General features: G+C 37.2%; 16 protein-coding genes. 9 read left to right on the top strand and 7 right to left on the bottom strand.

From position 1 onward, the window contains the following. Window positions 1-85 precede the first annotated feature (85 nt). The 3 genes from CPS_RS01845 to CPS_RS01835 all read left to right on the top strand — a co-directional run bounded on the left by CPS_RS01845 (window position 86) and on the right by CPS_RS01835 (window position 3,577). Window positions 86-2,464: a M1 family metallopeptidase gene (locus CPS_RS01845; protein WP_011041272.1), complete on the top strand. Its 2,379-nt coding sequence runs from the start codon at window positions 86-88 to the stop codon at window positions 2,462-2,464. Then, on the top strand, window positions 2,464-2,988 hold the full coding sequence (locus CPS_RS01840) for a DUF6702 family protein (RefSeq protein ID WP_011041271.1): 525 nt from the start codon (window positions 2,464-2,466) through the stop codon (window positions 2,986-2,988). Before CPS_RS01845 ends, CPS_RS01840 begins: the two co-directional genes overlap by 1 nt. A 124-nt stretch (window positions 2,989-3,112) precedes the next feature. Continuing rightward, window positions 3,113-3,577 carry a chemotaxis protein CheX gene (locus CPS_RS01835; protein WP_011041270.1) on the top strand — a complete coding sequence of 155 codons (465 nt, stop codon included), beginning with the start codon at window positions 3,113-3,115 and terminating at the stop codon, window positions 3,575-3,577. Window positions 3,578-3,672: 95 nt separating this feature from the next. On the opposite strand, the gene CPS_RS01830 is transcribed toward CPS_RS01835, so the two are convergent. The 3 genes from CPS_RS01830 to mpl all read right to left on the bottom strand — a co-directional run bounded on the left by CPS_RS01830 (window position 3,673) and on the right by mpl (window position 6,623). Beyond that, window positions 3,673-4,323, bottom strand: a complete 651-nt coding sequence (locus CPS_RS01830) for a flavin prenyltransferase UbiX (RefSeq protein WP_049757713.1) — start codon at window positions 4,321-4,323, stop codon at window positions 3,673-3,675. A 36-nt stretch (window positions 4,324-4,359) separates the two neighbouring features. Next, on the bottom strand, window positions 4,360-4,860 hold the full coding sequence (gene def, locus CPS_RS01825) for a peptide deformylase (protein WP_011041268.1): 501 nt from the start codon (window positions 4,858-4,860) through the stop codon (window positions 4,360-4,362). A 323-nt stretch (window positions 4,861-5,183) separates the two neighbouring features. Beyond that, window positions 5,184-6,623, bottom strand: coding sequence for a UDP-N-acetylmuramate:L-alanyl-gamma-D-glutamyl-meso-diaminopimelate ligase (gene mpl, locus CPS_RS01820; RefSeq protein ID WP_011041266.1), 1,440 nt, complete (start codon window positions 6,621-6,623; stop codon window positions 5,184-5,186). Window positions 6,624-6,732: 109 nt separating this feature from the next. On the opposite strand from mpl, the gene CPS_RS01815 reads away from it, so the two are divergent. Continuing rightward, a complete protein-coding gene (locus tag CPS_RS01815) occupies window positions 6,733-7,854 on the top strand; it encodes a hybrid-cluster NAD(P)-dependent oxidoreductase (protein ID WP_011041265.1) in 1,122 nt (373 codons plus the stop codon). 28 nt (window positions 7,855-7,882) lie between these two features. Here CPS_RS01815 and CPS_RS01810 read toward each other — a convergent pair whose 3' ends face one another. Both CPS_RS01810 and CPS_RS01805 read right to left on the bottom strand, forming a co-directional pair. Beyond that, on the bottom strand, window positions 7,883-8,977 hold the full coding sequence (locus CPS_RS01810; protein WP_138140223.1) for a DUF481 domain-containing protein: 1,095 nt from the start codon (window positions 8,975-8,977) through the stop codon (window positions 7,883-7,885). Window positions 8,978-9,070: 93 nt separating this feature from the next. Continuing rightward, window positions 9,071-10,189 carry a DUF481 domain-containing protein gene (locus CPS_RS01805; protein WP_011041263.1) on the bottom strand — a complete coding sequence of 373 codons (1,119 nt, stop codon included), beginning with the start codon at window positions 10,187-10,189 and terminating at the stop codon, window positions 9,071-9,073. 420 nt (window positions 10,190-10,609) lie between these two features. On the opposite strand from CPS_RS01805, the gene glnA reads away from it, so the two are divergent. From glnA to glnG, 4 genes are all read left to right on the top strand, one after another. After that, complete coding sequence (gene glnA / locus CPS_RS01800; protein ID WP_011041261.1) at window positions 10,610-12,016, top strand: glutamate--ammonia ligase; 1,407 nt, start codon at window positions 10,610-10,612, stop codon at window positions 12,014-12,016. Window positions 12,017-12,262: 246 nt separating this feature from the next. After that, window positions 12,263-12,781 carry a DUF4124 domain-containing protein gene (locus tag CPS_RS01795; protein WP_011041260.1) on the top strand — a complete coding sequence of 173 codons (519 nt, stop codon included), beginning with the start codon at window positions 12,263-12,265 and terminating at the stop codon, window positions 12,779-12,781. A 160-nt stretch (window positions 12,782-12,941) separates the two neighbouring features. Beyond that, a complete protein-coding gene (gene glnL, locus CPS_RS01790) occupies window positions 12,942-14,057 on the top strand; it encodes a nitrogen regulation protein NR(II) (RefSeq protein WP_011041259.1) in 1,116 nt (371 codons plus the stop codon). Then, on the top strand, window positions 14,054-15,454 hold the full coding sequence (glnG, locus tag CPS_RS01785; RefSeq protein WP_011041258.1) for a nitrogen regulation protein NR(I): 1,401 nt from the start codon (window positions 14,054-14,056) through the stop codon (window positions 15,452-15,454). Before glnL ends, glnG begins: the two co-directional genes overlap by 4 nt. A gap of 79 nt (window positions 15,455-15,533) precedes the next feature. On the opposite strand, the gene CPS_RS01780 is transcribed toward glnG, so the two are convergent. Next, entirely contained in the window at window positions 15,534-15,914 is a 381-nt protein-coding gene (locus CPS_RS01780; protein WP_011041257.1) for a MerC domain-containing protein, read from the bottom strand. Between the two features lie 168 nt (window positions 15,915-16,082). Further along, window positions 16,083-16,982 (bottom strand): TIGR03899 family protein, encoded by a 900-nt coding sequence (locus CPS_RS01775; protein ID WP_138140222.1) that lies wholly within the window; start codon window positions 16,980-16,982, stop codon window positions 16,083-16,085. A gap of 546 nt (window positions 16,983-17,528) precedes the next feature. Here CPS_RS01775 and CPS_RS01770 point away from each other — a divergent pair. Continuing rightward, entirely contained in the window at window positions 17,529-19,751 is a 2,223-nt protein-coding gene (locus CPS_RS01770) for a bifunctional diguanylate cyclase/phosphodiesterase (RefSeq protein ID WP_011041255.1), read from the top strand. Window positions 19,752-20,226: the final 475 nt, after the last annotated feature.

The following is a 20,226-nucleotide window of genomic DNA, read 5'->3' as shown; positions in this document are numbered from 1 at the left end:
GGTATAAATCCACGTTCAGTATTAAATATTGTATACCTTCTATAAAAAACCTTAAAAACGTACTCCTTCTCTACTTTGGAAAATTATGAAATATTCAACCTCTACAGCCTTAATTGGCCTAGTACTGGCTTTTTCTGGCTTACTATCAGTCGATAGTCAGGCAAGTAAAGCGGCCTTCGACGATAAATTTCGTCAATTAGGTGAAGTTTTACCAACGCCAAATATTTACCGTACCGCCTCTGGTACGCCAGGCCATAAGTATTGGCAACAACAAGTTGATTATGATATTTCCATTGCCATTGATGACAAAACACAGCGTTTAACTGGCGAGCAAATAATGGATTATCAAAATAATTCTCCTGATACTTTACGCTACTTATGGTTACAGCTAGATCAAAATCGCATGAAACGCGACTCCGCTTATAAGATGACAAGCAGAGCACCCAGCGAGAAGAAAGTTACTTTTGATAGCTTTCGACAATTGGTTGAATCACCTATTTTCGATGGTGGTTATGGCATAACTAAAGTCAGTGCAAGTAATGGTAAAGCGCTACATTATGTTATCAATGGCACTATGATGCGTGTTGATCTACCTAAGCCATTAAAGTCAGGTGCAAGTGTCGAAATAAATATTAATTGGCATTACCAACTACATGAGCAAAAAGTGCTTGGTGGTCGTTCTGGTTATGAATACTTCAAAGAAGATGATAACTATCTCTATGAAGTTGCTAGTTGGTTCCCAAGAGCTGCAGCCTACTACGATGCAAAGGGCTGGCAAAACAAACAATTTTTGGGTAACGGCGAGTTCACGTTAGAGTTTGGTGACTATGATGTAAAAATTACCGTGCCTGCCGATCACATTGTTGCTGCTACCGGGGTTTTACAAAATGAAAGTAAAGTACTCACTAGCACGCAACGAAAACGTTTAAAACAAGCCAAGAAAGCTAAAAAACCTGTTTTGATCATTACACCTGCAGAAGCATTAGCGAATGAAAAGTCACGTAGTAGTAAGACAAAAACATGGCACTTTAGAGCCAAAAATGTTCGTGATTTTGCCTTTGCATCAAGCCGAAAATTTATCTGGGATGCGCAAGGTTATCAACAAGGTAATAGCAATACTATGGCCATGTCGTTTTACCCTAACGAAGGTAACCCGCTTTGGGAGAAGTATTCAACCGAAGCCATAATCCATACGATGGAACAATACAGTAAATATACTTTTGATTACCCTTATCCTGTGTCTATTTCAGTTAACGGCCCTGTTGGTGGTATGGAATACCCAATGATTACCTTCAATGGACCTCGACCAACACTTGATGATGAAACGGGCGAAAAAACCTATTCTCGCCGTACCAAATACGGCTTAGTTGGCGTTATTATTCATGAAGTCGGTCATAATTACTTCCCTATGATTGTCAATTCTGATGAGCGACAGTGGACTTGGATGGATGAGGGATTAAATACCTTTTTACAGTTCCTTGCAGAGCAGGCTTGGGAAGAAGGTTATCCATCTCGCCGTGGCCATGCGACAAATATTACAAGTTACATGAAAAGTGATAATCAAGTACCCATTATGACTAACTCAGAGTCTATTTTACAGTTTGGCAATAATGCTTATGGCAAGCCCGCGACAGCATTAAATATTTTACGTGAAACCATCATGGGTCGTGAATTATTTGACTTTGCTTTTAAAGAGTATGCCCAACGTTGGAAGTTCAAACGTCCTACGCCAGCTGACTTTTTCCGCACTATGGAAGATGCTTCAGCGGTCGATTTAGATTGGTTCTGGCGTGGTTGGTTCTACACCACTGATCACGTTGATTTAGCTATTGATAATGTCTATTTATATCGCCCAAATAGTCAAAATCCTGATGTGGAAGAAGCCTGGGAACGTGCACTAGATAACGAGCAACCTGAATTTATCAGTGATTTACGCAATAAAAACCAATGGATACGCACTCAAGATAAACCTGAGTTATTAGATTTTTACAATGATCATGATAAATTTACCGCCACCAATGCCGACCGTAATAAATACAATGAAGAACATGAAAAATTAGAGTCTTGGCAAAAAGACCTATTAACTAATAATAGCAAATTCTATGTCATCGATTTTTCTAATCATGGTGGCCTAGTAATGCCAATTTTACTCGATATTACGTATGCTGATAACACAACTGAACATATTTACATTCCCGCTGAAATTTGGCGTAAAAATAGTAAAAAAGTATCTAAGTTATTAATTCGTGATAAAGAGATCTCTGAAATTGCACTAGATGCCAAGTGGCAAACAGCTGATGTGAACATTAATAATAATTACTGGCCAGCACGCCCTATCCAATCTCGTTTTGATCTTTATAAAGAAAAGAAAAAAGATATGATGCGCGATTATAATGAAGCGCTTAAAGATATCTCAGCTGAGAAAATCAACAATGAAGCAGAGCATCAAGAAGAAGGGAAATAATGAGCAAAGTATTTAGCAAGTATTTAATTGCTATCGGCTTTTACATAGGACTTGTAGCTTCAGCTACAAGTCATACCTATTTTTTTGGGGTTAGTGATGTATCTATTAATCCTAAAACTAAGCATCTGGAAATAATACATCAATTTACTACCCATGATATTGAAAATGCAATTGCAGAAAAAAAACAGGTTCACTTTTCAGCTGAACATAAAAACTATGATGTATATATCCAGCAATTTTTTGAACAACAATTTTCACTAGAAAAAAATCAAATGAAAATCCCTCTAATTTGGTTAGGTTTTGAAGTAACTTCAGGAAAAATTATTGCCTACCAAGAAAGTAGCCAGCGAAATTTATTACCGCAAACAGTGGTAAAGAATGCAATACTCATCGATACTTACCCTAAGCAAGTGAATACAGTTAACTTTCAAGGTGTAAATGTTAAAGGTGAAGCTCTTTTTGGCAGCTTAACTTTTGACTACAGGATCAAAGAAGCAATAATTACATCGGACACTAGCCAGTAGTTGAGCCACCAGCACTTAACACCATAAATTATAAAACTATTACGCTATTTGATTTACATTTGTAAAATAAGCATGCAGAATCAAATAAAGCACTTTATCTAAACAGTTACGATTCGGAATCTCCATGAATGTAGAGTTTATCAACCCATTTTTATCTTCAATGCTTAATGTCATGTCAACGATGGCTCAAATGGAATTAATTCCGGAGAAGCCACGCCTTAAAAAAAATGAAGTCGCCATGGGTGATGTTTCAGGTTTAATTGGCATGGTGAGTGATCAAGCAAAGGGTTCATTATCCATAACTTTTGAAGGGGCCTTAGCCTTAGCCACAATGAAAAAAATGGTCGGTGAAGCACCCGATGAAGTCAATGAAGAGATTATCGATTTAATCGGTGAAATAACAAATATGGTTACCGGCGGTGCAAAACGTATGCTGAGTGAAAAGGGCATCGAGTTTGATATGGCAACTCCGATTGTGGTGTCTGGACCAAACCACTCCATTCATCATAAGGCTAAAGGCCCTATCGTTATCATTCCACTTAAAAGTGAATTAGGTAGAGCATATATTGAATTTAGTTTTGATGAGTAAAACGAACAAGTAAGTCGACTACCTGTAATTTACTCATAAAAAAAGCGACTATAGTCGCTTTTTTTGTACCCTCAGTATTAATTCACGCTTAACATTTAAATGTTATAACCCCAACGCGGCATAATATCTTGTTCAATACCAAGGTGATCTAATACTCTACCCACCATAAAATCGATGAGATCTTCAATGGTTTCAACCTTATGATAAAATCCAGGGGACGCAGGCATAATAGTGACTCCTTGCTGAGATAAGCTGAGCATATTTTGCAAGTGTAACGTTGAAAAGGGTGTTTCTCTTACCATTAAAATCAATTGACCACGTTCTTTTATCACCACATCCGCGGCACGTTCAATTAAGTTGTCACTCATACCATGACAAATAGCGGCCATTGTTCCAGTAGAACAGGGACAAACAACCATTTGTTTCGGTGCTGAAGAGCCCGAAGCAACAGGAGAAAACCACTGTTCTTTACCAAAAACCGTTATTTGTTGATCTTTGGCCTGATATTTTTCGGTGAGAAATTTACTGGCAGCATCAGGAGAACTGGGTATTTTAACGCCCACTTCAGTATCTAAAACAATACGACCGGCACTTGAGCACAAAATATAGAGCTGATAGTTTGCTGCGATTAAACACTCTATTAGCCGCATAGCATAAGAAGCACCCGAGGCACCGGTGATGGCAAGGGTTATTTTACCATTAAAATCATTGTTCACCTTACCCACCTTGTTCGAATTTTGTAGCATTAATTAACAAACTCACTATGTAGTCTATGACTATCCTTAACCATTTTTAATCGTTTTCTTAACTTTTTTTAGTGCCATTTGTTGTTTAAGCGGCGATAAATAGTCAATAAATAACTTACCTTTTAAATGGTCTATTTCATGTTGCATCACAATCGCAAGAAATTCATCACTGGTAATAGTAAGCTCTTTTCCATTGCGATCTAACGCTTCAACCGTAACATGAGTGAAACGCTCAACATCTGCATAGTAGCCAGGGATAGATAAACACCCTTCTTGCCCCTTGGCTGTTGCTTCTCCGTGAGTTATCACAGGGTTTACTAATACAAGTAGTTCATCACGATTATCTGAAATATCAATAACCACTACGGCTTCACTACGACCCACTTGAGTTGCCGCTAAACCGATACCATCTTCGGTATCGTACATAGTTTCAATTAAGTCATCGATTAACATCTGAATTTGACTTACATCAGATACAGGTTTTGCTTGCTCTATAAGTTTATCATTAGGTGCGGTAAGTATAGTTAATACTGTCATTGTGCTAAGTTCTCTTTACTATTTTGATTAAACTAAATTGGTTAAACTGTTTTATTTCTAAAGGTTTACTGTTTATACGGCTATATACCCGCTCCATTCGAAGATGCTCGTTTCAGGAAGTCTGAACGATTCATAATCAAGGCGCACTTTTTTTATTAAGGGTTACTCCCTTAAAAATAAATGTAACGCAGAGTATGATTTGCTCAGCCTTCCCCAAGGGGCTGGTTTAGAAACGCTTTATGCTACGTTATTGATTTCAATAATAGAATAACTATTATCTTCAACCAATGCCTTGCCTAAAGCCGTTTCTAATTCCAGCTGAATCATGCATCTTCAAGTGGTACGGGTATATTCGCTAAACGGTTCAATAATTTATTATGAATGTCGGCAAAACCACCGTTGCTCATAACAACAATTATGTCGCCAGCTTGCGCTTGTTGGGCAATAGATTCCACTAAGCGTTCAACATTGTCTTCAACTTGACACGCTGGCTTGCATTGTTTGATTAAATCACTCACTGACCAAGTCACCTGTTCACCTTGATAGATAAAAACCTGATCCGCATCAATCAATGACTTAGGTAATGATTCTTTATGAACTCCTGATCTCATGGTATTCGATCTTGGCTCTAATACTGCGAAAATGCGCCCAACTTGTTCTTGCTCACTTTCTTGTTGTGAAAGTTTAGCACGTACACCAGCTAATGTTTTTGCTATGGCCGTTGGGTGATGAGCAAAATCATCATACACACTAATATTATTAACTATACCTCGAAGCTCAAAACGACGCTTAGTATTAATAAACTCGGCTAACGCTTCAATAGAGACTGCGCTTGGCACACCCGCATGGCGTGCTGCCGCTATTGCCATCACTGCGTTATCGATATTAAAATCACCGATAAGATCCCACTTGACCACACCTTGCTCTTTACCGTTAAACTTAACGATAAACTCACTGCCCTGAGCATTTAATTTTTCGACTTGCCAACCTGCATCGGACGGTTCATCTTGTTGAAGCTCTCCATTAGAGAATTCGGTCGGTGTCCAACAGCCCATAGCTAACGTTTCAGTAATAGCTTCTTCATTAGCGGGTGATAAAATCAAACCATTACTTGGCACCATACGGATGAGGTGATGAAATTGTTTTTGAATATCACTGAGATCATTAAAAATATCACCATGATCAAACTCTAAGTTATTAATCACTAGAGTTCGTGGACGGTAATGCACAAATTTAGATCGTTTATCAAAAAAGGCGCTATCGTACTCGTCAGCTTCAATGACAAAGAAAGGTGTATCACCTAAACGAGCTGAACTAGAGAAATTTTGTGGTACTCCACCGATAAGAAAACCTGGCGACATATGAGCATACTCTAAAATCCACGCCAGCATACTACTGGTCGTTGTTTTACCATGCGTACCCGAAACGGCAAGGACCCAACGATCTTTTAATACATTTTCAAGCAACCATTGTGGGCCTGATGTATAAGGAATATTGCGATCTAGCATATATTCCACCATTGGATTTCCACGAGACATCGCATTGCCAACAATAACCAAATCGATATCATCAGAGAAATTATCGACTTGATAACCTGACATTAACTCAATGCCTAACTGCTCTAACTGAGTGCTCATTGGCGGATAGACATTGGCATCAGAACCACTAACTTTAAAGCCAAGTTGCTTGGCTATAGCAGCGATCCCTCCCATAAAAGTGCCACAAATACCTAAGATATGAAGGTGTTGAATTTTATTAGTCATAGTATAATAATCAAAACATAAAGAAGCGCTATAATTGGCGATATCATACCTTAATAACTAAGCTTTATCTGTAAATACGCGCTATAAACTTAGTCGAGTAAAATAATAAATGACTCTATCGAGCAATACTGTCACCAAGCAAAGATTTACCTTAGTCTGCCAAAAAATCCAAATAGAAACCCGTGATGTGAAAACTTTCATTTTCTCTATGCCTAAGCAACAAATAGGTTTTAACTATCACGCTGGTCAATACTTAAATTTTACCGTTAATATGGCCGGTACAATGCAAACGTGCTGTTATAGCCTTTCCTCTTCACCTACAACCTCTGATTATGTCAGCATTACGATAAAACGAATTCCTCAAGGCAAGGTTTCGAACTACTTTCATGATCATTTTAAAGTAGGACAATCAATTGATGTGCAAGGGGTGGCTGGTCACTTTTACTTAACCGACCCAATGCCTAAAAATGTTTTACTTATCAGCGCTGGTAGTGGCATCACGCCAATGCTCTCTATGTTACGTTTTATGGTCGCTACACAATGTAAGAACCAAGTAATATTTGTTCATAGCGCAAAACAGAAAATGGACCTAATTGCTCAAGCTGAAATTAGTAACTTAGCGAAGCAACATGGTAATTGCCAAATAATTTACACCCTTACTCAAGGTGCTAATTCACAGTGGTATGGATATCAAGGACGTCTAAATGAACAAATACTTGGCAATATTGAACAAATTAGTCATTATCAAACTTTTGTTTGTGGACCCAAATTATTTCGCAAAGCCACTCAAGCGCTATTATTTAAATTAGGCTTACAACCTAGTAACTGCCATGAGGAGAGTTTTGGTGCACATGAATATTCAAAAGAACAAACCATTAATACTGAAGAAAGTACCCCTCCATTAGCTCCCGTAATAGAAAGCCAAAAAGTGAGACCACAAAACTTAGAACACCAAAGCAGCAAAGCTAAAGTGTCGATTTACTTTAGTCGATGGAAAAAACGAGTTCAAGGTAATAAACAAGATTCTTTGCTAGATCAAGGAGAGACAGCGGGACTAATTTTACCTTATTCATGTCGCGCGGGGTCTTGTGGCAGTTGCAAAGCAAAACTAATTAGTGGTCAGGTTAAGCAAAACTCAACAGATGGATTATCTGCAAGAGAGCAGCAACAAGGCTATATTTTACTTTGCAGCTGTAGTGCCTTAACTGATGTTGAAATAAGTCATGAGTAATATTTGACTTGCAGAGTAAGGTATAAAATTAGAAGTCATAGCCTAGACTGAGTACTAACCTGTAATCATTTGACTTGGGAGGAGTAGCTCCCATAGGGGCAACTGGATTAGCAACACGATCCAAATACAACATAACATCTAACTCAAAATCATTCTGAAGTTCAAATTCAAAGCCAGTTTTTAAATGCGAATTTCGCTTACCTGATTTTTCTTCTACGAATTGTAACTGGTAATCAAATAAATAATCTAATCGGCTGGAAATACTGTAATCAAATAAAGTACCTAAGGCGACAACGCCACTTTTTTGGTCACTTTCATCAGCAGTATTGTGATACACGGTTTGTTGATAACTTGGCCCTAGGGTTACATCCCACTGTAAACGTTTGTTTTGAAAAATGTGATAACCTAAACTGAGCCCTAGCGTATCTCTAGACTTAATATTTTGTTGTAAATCAGTAAAGTGTTCATAGTCAAACACTCGAAAGAAGACTTTACGACTATAAAACCAATCAAGATTTGAAGTTAAGCGACTGGTATCAGTAATCACTGTCTCATTTTCATCCGCAGTAGATTTACTATAATTATAAGTAAAGTCGACTTTAAAACGCGTAAAAGGCGTTCTTCGTTGAATATTAGCTCTGACAATGTAATCTAACTGATTAACATTACCTGAATTCACATCAATACCTAAACTGACTTTACCATCCCATAACTCTTTTCTGTCATCAGAGGAGGACGTAATCGATAAGAGTTCTGATAAAGGATAATGCTGCTCACTACCTCCACTAATTACAACAAGATGGTTGTCTTTAACGATAAGGAAGCCTTGTTTTACTTCCCCATTAGCAAAACGTATTTGTTGGTTAAATCGACTACGCAGCTCTGTTACTTTTTCCCAGTCAAAAGTAATGGTATCAAACTCGTCACTTTCAAATTCCAATTCATCGTCATACATGGAAATAATATCGCCTTTAAGCCATTCCCCTGAACGTAGTTTAAGCCAATCGAATTGTTGTGAAAAAACAGGCGTTGACGGACTCCATACCTCTGTATGTTGAGACTTTTCTGCCCCATGACTGATAAAGCTAAGTAAGGCTAGCGTTATTAATAAATACTTATTCACAAAATTACCGTGGTTGTTTTCATTACATATGTACAATAAAAAAGGCTTGTACTAGCTGAAATACAAGCCTTAAAAAATGAGGTTAATTAATAACTAAAAATCATAACCAAAACTAACAACTAAGCGGTAGTCGTTCTTGTCGGGGGTATTACCAGCACTGTCTTCTTTTGGGTTTTCCGTGCGATCGGCATAGAAGGTCAACTCAAGATCAAAGTCATTGGCAAGATCAATTTCTAAACCTGTTTGAAAGTGATGGATATTGCCACCAGACTTCTCATCAATCACCTGCACACTATACGATGCATCGTAGTCAATATCACCCGTAACTTCAAAGGTAAAATCGGTACCAAGTGTTACCCCTAAAGAATTCTCACTATCACTATCATCTGCTCCAACATCAATAAATTTAGTTTTTTGATAACTTGGACCGAGATTGATATCCCAGCTAGTACGACTAGTATCGATAATATGATAACCCAATGCGATACCATAATGGACTCGATAATCTATGTTTAAAAAGTCATCGGCCATATATTCAAAATCAGCAGCTCGGAAATAAATTTTAGGATTGAAGAACCAATCATAAGATGACGTTAATCGCTCGCTATCAGCGGTCACTGTTGATACTTCAGTGTCTTGATCTTCATAGCTACTATAATCGCTTGTATAATCGACTTTAAAGCGACTACTAGAGCTTCGTCTCTGTATTCCTGCAGAGAATGTATAATCGAATTGTACTGTATTACCTTCACGTAAATTAATACCCAAATTTACATAGCCATCCCATAAGTCTCGTTCATTTTGTCCTGAAGATGCAATGGATAAAAGGTTACTAAATTCGTAATGGGTGGTCACACCATTTTTCACTAAAGATAATTGCCCATCTTTGAACACTAAATACCCCTCAGCAATAGTGCCATCAAACATTCGAATACTTTGCCATGACTTGCTTCGTAACTCAGAAACGTCTTCTAAATCAATTGTTTGCATATCAAGTTCATCACTATCGAACTCGAGTTTTTCATCATACATCGAAACAATATCGCCTTTAAGCCACTCATCAGATGTCAATTTTATCCAATCAAAATCTTGCTTAAAAACTGGCGTGGGTTTCTGCCACTTACTCTTATCGTCCTCTGCATAGCTGACAGTAGAAAGTGTTAACGAAAGGAGAAAAGTAAAAGTTATTAGAGTTGCTATTGTGTTATTCATAAAACCTCATACCTTTAAGGTATTTCTTAGATTAAAGACAATAAATTATAAATATAGCGAAGATTAATATAAATTGATGATCTATATTGTGTTCTCAGCTAAGTATTTTAAACACAACAAGACAAAAAAAAATATAAATTATTAAAGGCAAGCGGCTAAATATATTCTATAGTGGGATTCTTACAATTACCCACGTGCACCAATATAACGCACCGCAAGCACCACTAAGGTGCAACAAAGTTTATGAACAGAATAAAAAAGCTTATTAATCAATGACCTTCCTCTTGGCACGATTTTAGCTATTAAACGAATAATAATAGATGAATAATGATAATAACCAACCTTTATAACTTCATCCGTTTTACGACTTACTGAATTATTTACAACATTTTATACAATTAACCCCAGTGGAGAGACACAATGTCACAAGCAGTATTCGACTTAATTAAAGAACACGACGTCAAATTTATTGACCTTCGCTTTACTGATTCAAAAGGTAAAGAACAGCACATTTCTATTCCTCATCATCAAGTAACTGAAGACTTTTTCGAAGATGGCAAAATGTTTGACGGTTCATCTATTGAAGGCTGGAAAGGCATTGACGAATCTGACATGGTTATGATGCCTGATGCATCAACAGCGATCCTAGACCCTTTTACTGATGCTGTTACTTTAAATATCCGTTGTGATATTTTAGAGCCAAGCACAATGCAAGGTTACAGCCGTGATCCTCGTTCTGTTGCTAATCGCGCTGAAGAATATCTACGTAGTACTGGTATTGCCGATGATGTATTAGTTGGTCCAGAACCAGAGTTCTTCGTATTTGACGATGTACGTTTCCATACTGATATGAGTGGTTCTTTTTATAAAATTGATGATAAAGAAGCTTCTTGGAACTCAGGTACTGAATACGAAGAAGGCAATATGGGTCATCGTCCTGGTGTTAAAGGCGGTTATTTCCCAACAGCTCCAGTTGATTCATCACAAGATTTACGTTCAGCTATGTGCTTAGTTATGGAAGATATGGGCTTAATTGTTGAAGCACATCACCATGAAGTAGCTACCTGTGGCCAAAACGAAATTGCTTGTCGCTTTAATACACTGGTTAAAAAAGCTGATGAAGTTCAAATTTATAAGTATGTTGTTCATAACGTAGCACATGCTTACGGTAAAACAGCGACTTTCATGCCTAAGCCTTTAGTTGGTGATAACGGCACTGGTATGCACGTACATATGTCTCTTGCTAAAGATGGTGTTAACTTATTCGCTGGTGATAAGTACGGCGGTTTGTCTGAAACAGCGCTTTACTACATTGGTGGTATCATCAAACATGCTAAGGCATTAAACGCGTTTACTAACCCTGCGACTAACTCATACAAACGTTTAGTTCCACATTTTGAAGCACCTGTTATGCTTGCATACTCTGCACGTAACCGCTCTGCATCAATTCGTATTCCACTTGTACCATCACCAAAAGCAATGCGTATTGAAGCACGTTTCCCTGATCCTGCATGTAACCCATACTTAGCTTTCTCTGCTTTATTAATGGCGGGTCTTGACGGTATTAAAAACAAAACCCACCCTGGCGATGCTATGGATAAGGATTTATACGACTTACCAGCAGAAGAAGCCGCATCAATTCCACAAGTAGCAACATCTCTTGATGACGCACTTGATAATTTAGAAGCAGATTTTGAATTCTTAACCGCTGGCGGCGTTATGGATAAAGATATGATTGATGCTTATATTGCTATTAAGCGTGAAGAATCTCGACGTGTAAACATGACTACTCACCCGTTAGAGTTTGAACTTTACTACAGCGTTTAATCTCGCTTAGCTTCACTTTGAAGCGCTTTACGGTCAATAAAAAGCTCACTTAGGTGAGCTTTTTTATGTTTACAACCAAAATAAAAATCACAATTTACTTACATTCCACTCACTAAAGTTACTTATTGATAGAAAAATATTAAAAAACATTTTTTTGTATAAACTATAGATATATACTTAAATTAGCCTACATTATGGAATGATGTAAATATTGACTACCCAAAGCACAGGGAAATATAAGGAACTATGATCAAGTTATTACTATTTATACTACTAGGCGTCACCTTAGCTGCTCCTGTACACCCAAAAACAGCCAAAATTTATGTATGGCGTAATGAACAAGGTGTATTGGTTTTTTCTGATTCTCCAATGCCTGGCGCTGAAGAGGTAAAAACTAAACCTGGTAATATCATTCAATCAAGTACCTCTCTTGATACTGAAGTACTCGATATCACTCCTCAAGAAACGGTAGAAGAATACGAAATAGCGATAAGTACCCCTAAAAATAATGCCACTATACGTGATAACACAGGCTCCATATATATTGGTGGAGGTATCAAGCCAAGATTTAAGCCTGGATTAGAAGTACAATTAGTACTTGACGGTAAACCCCATCAAAAGCCTCAAAAGCACTCTATGTTTTCACTAAGAGATATTGATAGAGGCGAGCATAAAATAAAAATGTTACTACTAGATGAAAAAGGCAAGGTTATTGCATCATCAGCATCAGTAACGTTTTATATGCATAGAGCTTCAACAAACTAGGTTAACATCCATTACTTTTAACCCCTTGCTATTAAAGAGGTATAAAAGAGTTAGCACTTTTGTTCCAAGCAAAATTAACACTGCAAATAAAACCTTTCTTTAGTAAACTTAAATTGCACGCACCAAAACGGTGCATGAAATTATCTTCCTAAGGGTTTTTATGCATAGCCGTAGTTATATACAAGATCACAAGTTGTCTTACCAGCAATCACTTGCCAATCAGTTGGTGACTGCTGTAATTATTCTCAATGAAAAACTCTCCATCGTTTATGTGAACCCAGCCGCTGAAGCACTATTAAATAAAAGCTTGTATCGTTTATTCAATACTGAATCTGAAATGATTTTTGCTAATACCAGTATCAATCGCTCACGTTTAATACAACTGCTTGCCACCGGTCAAGAATTTACAGATTGCGACATTGTTGTAGAGTTAAATGAAAGCCACCGATTTACGGCAGAAGTAACCGCGTCTTCAGTCGAGTTTGAAAGAACTCCCCATGTATTGCTCGAATTCAAACAAATAGATCAACAAAAGCAAATTAGCTTAGAAGTTTTTCAACATCAGCAATGGCTTGCTGCACGTGATCTTATTAAAGGTCTGGCTCACGAAATTAAAAATCCGCTTGGGGGGTTAAGAGGCGCAGCACAGTTACTTAGTAAAGAAGTGACTAGTGAGCAACAAGAATATACCAGCATGATCATTGAGCAAGCTGACAGATTAACTAACTTGGTTGATCGTCTATTAGGTCCAAACCAACTGCCCCAAATGCAGGCACAAAATGTCCATGGCATACTTGAGAAGGTATGCCAGTTGGTCGGCTATTCAAATGGACAAAAAATTCATTTGTTACGCGATTATGATCCCTCACTTCCTGCGGTTGAATGTGATCAAGAAAAACTGCAACAAGCAGTGCTTAATATTGTTAACAATGCTATTCAAGCCATTGATGAAAAACACAATATAACCCTACGTACTCGAATTGCTAGTAATAGAACCATTCATGGCAAACGAATCAAGTTAGCCATTGAAATTAGCATAATTGATAATGGACCTGGTATCCCCACTAAAATTCAAGACACACTTTTTTATCCTATGGTCTCTGGTCGTTCTAATGGTACAGGGTTAGGTTTATCTATTTCACAAACACTAATAAATCAACACCAAGGTAAGCTATCGTGTCATAGCCGCCCTGGTCATACTGAATTTACAATCCTACTACCATTAAAACAGCAACCTTTAAATCGAGCACCTTTATCACAAGAGAGTACATTATGATCACCGAACAAGTTTGGATAGTTGATGACGATAGCTCAATTAGATGGGTTCTTGAGAAAGCTTTTGCTAATGCAAATATAAGTTGTGCTGCTTTTGAAAGTGCTGAAAATTTATTGATTGCATTAGAACATGGTCAACCAGAAATCATTATTTCTGATATTCGTATGCCAAATATCGATGGAATGGAGTTATTAAAAAGGTTAAATAAGCAACATTCTCATATTCCTGTGATTATTATGACAGCTCACTCTGACTTAGACAGCGCTGTTAATGCCTATCAAGGTGGCGCATTTGAATACTTGCCTAAACCATTTGATATTGACGAAGCCATCAACTTAAGTAAACGTGCCCTCACTCATGCAAGAGAGCAAAATGAGAAAAATAAAAATCAAAAAGATATACCTTTAGCCGTCGGCCTAATTGGTGAAGCCCCCGCCATGCAAGAAGTATTTCGTGCTATTGGTCGCTTATCCCGCTCAAGTATTAGTGTGCTAATTAATGGTGAATCAGGAACAGGTAAAGAATTAGTTGCTCAAGCGCTTCATTCTCATAGCCCTCGCGTAAATGAACCCTTTATTCCGTTAAATATGGCCGCCATCCCAAAAGATTTAATTGAATCTGAATTATTTGGTCATGAAAAAGGAGCCTTTACCGGAGCTAATGCTATTCGACAAGGACGGTTTGAACAAGCACATGGAGGGACTTTATTTTTAGATGAAATTGGCGATATGCCATTAGACATTCAAACTCGTCTGTTACGTGTACTGTCTGATGGTCAGGTTTATCGTGTTGGCGGGCATCTACCCGTTCAAGTCGATGTACGGATTATTGCCGCTACTCATCAACATCTTGAGGAACGTGTGAAGAAAGGTGAATTTAGAGAAGATTTATTTCACCGGCTCAATGTTATTCGCATTCATTTACCTAGCCTTAGAGAACGAAAAGAAGATATTCCACAGCTGAGCCAGCACTTTTTAACGCAAGCAGCCAATGAACTAAGTGTTGAGGTCAAAACATTAAGTAAAAAAGCCAGTAACTTCCTCAATAACTGCCATTGGCCTGGGAACGTTAGACAATTAGAGAATATTTGTCGTTTTTTAACGGTTATGGCAAGTGGTCAGGAAATTCTTATTGAAGATTTACCTAATGAATTAGTCGAGAAATCAACATCGTTGAAGAATGATTCAAATGCATGGCAAGACGTACTGAGTACTTGGATGGACCAAGAACTAGCACAGGGGAAAGATGCCATTTTAGATTATGCTCAGATTGAATTTGAAAAGATAATGCTTGAACGAGCGTTAATATTTACTCAGGGTCATAAACAAGATGCGGCCAAAAAATTAGGCTGGGGTAGAAATACCTTAACGAGAAAATTGAAAGAATTTGATAAGTAATACCAATTTGACTAATTGATTGATCCGACTGGTATAAGAAGAAATTGAACGAACTGTTAGCTAACTTTCGATAAGGAAGTTAGCTACTGCAAGTTTCATCATCACATTGTTTGCAGCTATTACATAACTTAATATTAATGAAATGGGCTGCAATAATAAGACTTGCGCCGCCAATAATAAAAAACGGTTCTAACGCTTCAGAAAAGTCATGTTTAATCCAATATAAAGTCACGCCCAAATAAAGCAAATAGAAGGGATACAAACGTCTGTGATAACGTTTAAAACCAGAAAATAATGCGATAGTACCAAGAGCCGCAGTCATCAGAAGAAAAACATGTTCCCAAGCATGATCAGCTAAAAAGCTTAACCCAAGCAAAGGTAGCATTGGCAATATAATAGGTAATAAAATGCAATGTAATGCACATAAGGAAGTTGCTGTAATGCCTATTCTATCTAACATGTTTATTCCGCGAATCTAGAGTAATTTACTGTTAACTGGCCAGCGTTGACCTTCAAAGTGAGATAATATCACAATTGATATAATATAACATTAGTAAATTTACGCTAAGGATGCAAGTGAGGGTTCTTCATACCTCTAGGACGTGCATCTACTAAAAGATTCTGCTATTTAATCACTATTAACTGCAAAGTAATGAGTTAACATATTTTTTAAATGATCAAAAAACTCATCATTGCTTTTATCACTAATCAGATGAGCAAGCTCCGCTCCTAGCGGGGTAAACTTATAAAACTGTAAACAAACATTTGATTTTTTTGCAGTTAATTTTAATGGTAAACCATTGTATGTAAATTGCAGAGAGTCGTCCTTACTTAATAAGCTAGACTCACTTTCTTGCAAATAGATAAGATGATTTTCTGATAACGCAAGTAGATCCGCATAATTCAAACCATAGTGACTTAAGTTACAATATTGCTGTCGCTGCTTAGAGAAAAAATTGAACAGACCTGGTTGTTGATAAGCACCAGTGATTAGCCTAATATTTTTCTTATTGGGATCTTTTATCGCTAATGAGCAAGCTTTCGCTAATAGTTTCGCATCATAAATACTCATATCTCGAAAAACTTGCAAAGCCTTGAATGAAAAAGCCCCAGGTTTAGTGAGTTCTCCTGCTAAAATCTTTGCCCACAAATCTTGCATGGTCGGATTACTGACTTCTTCAGATAACGCAATATAGCGACTGAACCAGTCATGATCTGTTCTTTGCCCGATTTCAAAACTTGCACAATAACCAAGCGTTTTCTGCATAATATTTTCGATATTTTGCTGCTTGCGTAATTGGCTCAGTCTTGCTCGCTTCACAGTGCGATCTTCAATGAGCATTTGTTTTTCTTCAGGTAACAAAGCGCCATCAATAACAAATCTTTTAGCGAGCTTCAAAAACTGTTGAGAGACGCCGGCTTCTGTTGAGTTTTGAGTCGATTTATTACTCTTTACTATGGCAGTATTATCACCGTCTTTATTGACATTCTTTTCAAGTATCACAACATCTGATTTGTCTTTACTCACTGTATTACCTCCCTTTTTAGTACCCTTAAAATAAGCAGAAATATTCCACTTGATGCCTATACCCGTTCGACTTGAAGATGCTCGTTTCAGGAACTCTGAGCGATTCATAATCAAGGCGAATTTTTTTATTAAGGGTCATCCCTTAAAAAGAAAGATAACGCAGAGTATGATTTGCTTAACCTTCTCCAAAGGACTGGTTTAGAAATGCTTTATGCTGCGTTATTGATTTCGACAATAGAATAACTATTCTCGTCAATCAATGCCTTGCCTAAAGGCGTTTCTAATTCCAGCTGAATCATGCATCTTCAAGTGGAATGGGTATATACGTTTTAACACACTATGTCAAAAGCAAGGCTAACGATACATGATTAAATTCAATTTATTATAACCCAGTAAAATAAAACAAATAAAATATGACCAAACAGGTTTCATTATCACGCCCAATGGTGTAAAAAAGTAGTACTGAGTTATAGTTAAGCTCAATACAATAAATTTCAATTTTAACTATTTATATTCCCAGATAATATGCTTAGTTATGAGGGCGGTATGCAAGCATCAGAAAATTCCCATGATGACTTTTTATTCATCGATGATAGTGATGAAGACGAGATTTTAGCGTTTGGCAGTAATGAAACTTGGCAAGTTCTAATTGTTGATGATGATCCAGAGATTCATTCAGTGACTCAATTAGCATTATCAGATCTGGTCGTATTAGGACGTCGTCTTGAGTACTTACATGCTTATTCAGGTAAAGATGCTTGTCAACTAATTGAAAATAATGATGACATTGTTCTAGTACTACTCGATGTAGTTATGGAAACTGATGATGCTGGCTTAAATGTTGTCAAATATATCCGAGAAACATTACAGCGAAAAGATATCCGCATTGTTTTACGTACCGGGCAACCTGGTTATGCCCCCGAAGAAAGTGTCATAAAAGAATATGATATCAATGATTATAAGACAAAGACCGAGCTAACTCGTCGAAAGTTAGTCACTACCGTTTTTGCCGCTATTCGCTCTTTCCAACAAATAGCTACTGTCAATGAGAACCGTCAAGGTCTTGAGAAAATAGTTTCTGGTGCTACCGAATTATCGTCACAGCACTCTCTCCCTACTTTTAGTCAAAGTGTGTTATCCCAATTAAGAACCCTCATAAGTGATGATATATCTGCAGTTTTTTGCGCTAGAGGCCAAGGTATTATTGATAATATTGATGACTTGAGTTTTTATGTTTTAGCACAAATTGGCTTTGATGATAGCTTACTGAACCAAAAAATTGATACGTTGCAAGATAACCAAGCAAACAAACAAGTAAAAGCGTGCTTCTTACAACAAAAACATCAATATCTTGATGATAGCCTTGATCTTTATGTTGCTAAAGGTGATTACCGTGCAGTCATTCATGTCAGGCTTTCTAGCCCGTTAACCGAAATCCAAACTCAACTATTGAATGTATTTTTAACCGGAGTCGCTGTAGGTTATGAAAATGTCCACCTATTTCAAAAGCTCACCAATGCGGCTTACAGAGATTGGTTAACTAACTTACCGAATCGTCTTGAATTTGTGCGCTTACTTGATAGTTTTGCTCAAAATGATTGTAAAAATACGGTTGCAGCCTTAATTGATATAAATCATTTCAGTGATATCAATGATGCCTTAGGACAAGATATTGGCAATAAGCTGCTATCTGCAGTAGGTCAACGGATTCAAAGTATAGGTTCTGACTGCCAACTGGCACGAGTAGGTGCTGACGTTTTTGGCATTATTGGTCCGGCCGATTGTTTAACCCCTGAAAGTTTAATCGCTTTATTCCACCAGCCTTTTGCTGCAGGTGAACAACACCTTCCCATCAATGCTTGTTTTGGTTTATGTACTAAAGAACATGCTCAAAGCAGCGGCGTACAAGTATTGAATCAAATTAATATTGCGTTGAATATTGCCAAAAAGAATCGTTTAGAACATTTTGCTTATTATCACTCAGATATAGAAGATCAAATGCAATGGCGCCTAAACATGATTCGCCAACTTCGTAATGATTTTGGAAATAACTGCCTTGAACTCTGGTATCAACCACAATTATCATTAACTACAGGTAAAGTTATTGGTGCTGAGGCTTTACTGCGCTGGCGTACTGCTGATGGTAAATTTGTTTCTCCTGCTGTTTTTATTCCTTTAGCTGAATATTCAGGATTAATTATTGAAATCGGAGACTGGGTTATTAGTCAGGCATGTAAGCAACTAAAAGTATTAGAAGAAAATTTCTCTGACCTTAGTATTTCAGTCAATGTATCTATCCCACAGTTTAGACAAGATAATTTTGTCGATAATATAATAAACACAATGACTCAGTATGGAATTAAGCCAAACAAACTTGAACTAGAAATTACTGAAAACATTTTAATGGATGAACCACAAATCATCATTGATGCGTTAACCAAGTTAAAAGCTCAAGGAATAAGCATAGCACTCGATGATTTTGGTACTGGCTTCTCTTCATTAAGTTACTTGCAAAAATTGCCTCTAAATCGCCTAAAAGTTGATCGCGCTTTTGTCACCGATATTAATAAGGAAGGTCAGTCAGTTATTGCTGAAACGATTATTAATTTAGGTAAAAAGATGCAACTAAAAGTCATTGCTGAAGGCATTGAAGAAATTGAACAACAAGAACGTTTAATTGAATTAGGTTGTGATGAGGTACAAGGTTTCTATTATGCTAAGCCAATGCCGGCAGATGAGTTCATCAATTTTTTACATCAACAAAGTTAATTCTTCCAAATATAAATTGTAGCCCGCTCAAAAACGATAAAATTTATGAAAGCACTCCCCTAAGTATGGGTGGAGTGCTTTTTTTTTGCCTGTTATTAATCGCTATACCCAAGCTCCTTGATAATGGGTGTTTCAGAGTTACTCCGGTGAGTCAGCACAAAGTACACCAATGTAGGAATGCTTATTGCCTTTCAAATTGATGTTACGCTGTGATTACTTACCTGAGAAACTCCCTACGGGCGGGTTTTAAATGGCCAACTACCGCACTATTTATAATAACCATAGAATGACTATGCTTAAGATAAACACCTTGTATTTGACCATTTAAACTCCCGCTGAAATCATGTATTTCCAACGAGTTTGGGTATATACAAAGAATAAACATACACACATTTAAAACACTTGTTTTAAATTCATTGCATTTCACTTTTTTTCAAGGCACACTCAGTCAGCTATTATTAGTTATCTACGTTTT

It is taken from the genome of Colwellia psychrerythraea 34H (genome assembly GCF_000012325.1).
GTDB classification, from domain to species: domain Bacteria; phylum Pseudomonadota; class Gammaproteobacteria; order Enterobacterales; family Alteromonadaceae; genus Colwellia; species Colwellia psychrerythraea_A.
Note: the sequence above shows the minus strand (reverse complement) of the source record. Positions and strands in the feature narration are given on the sequence as shown.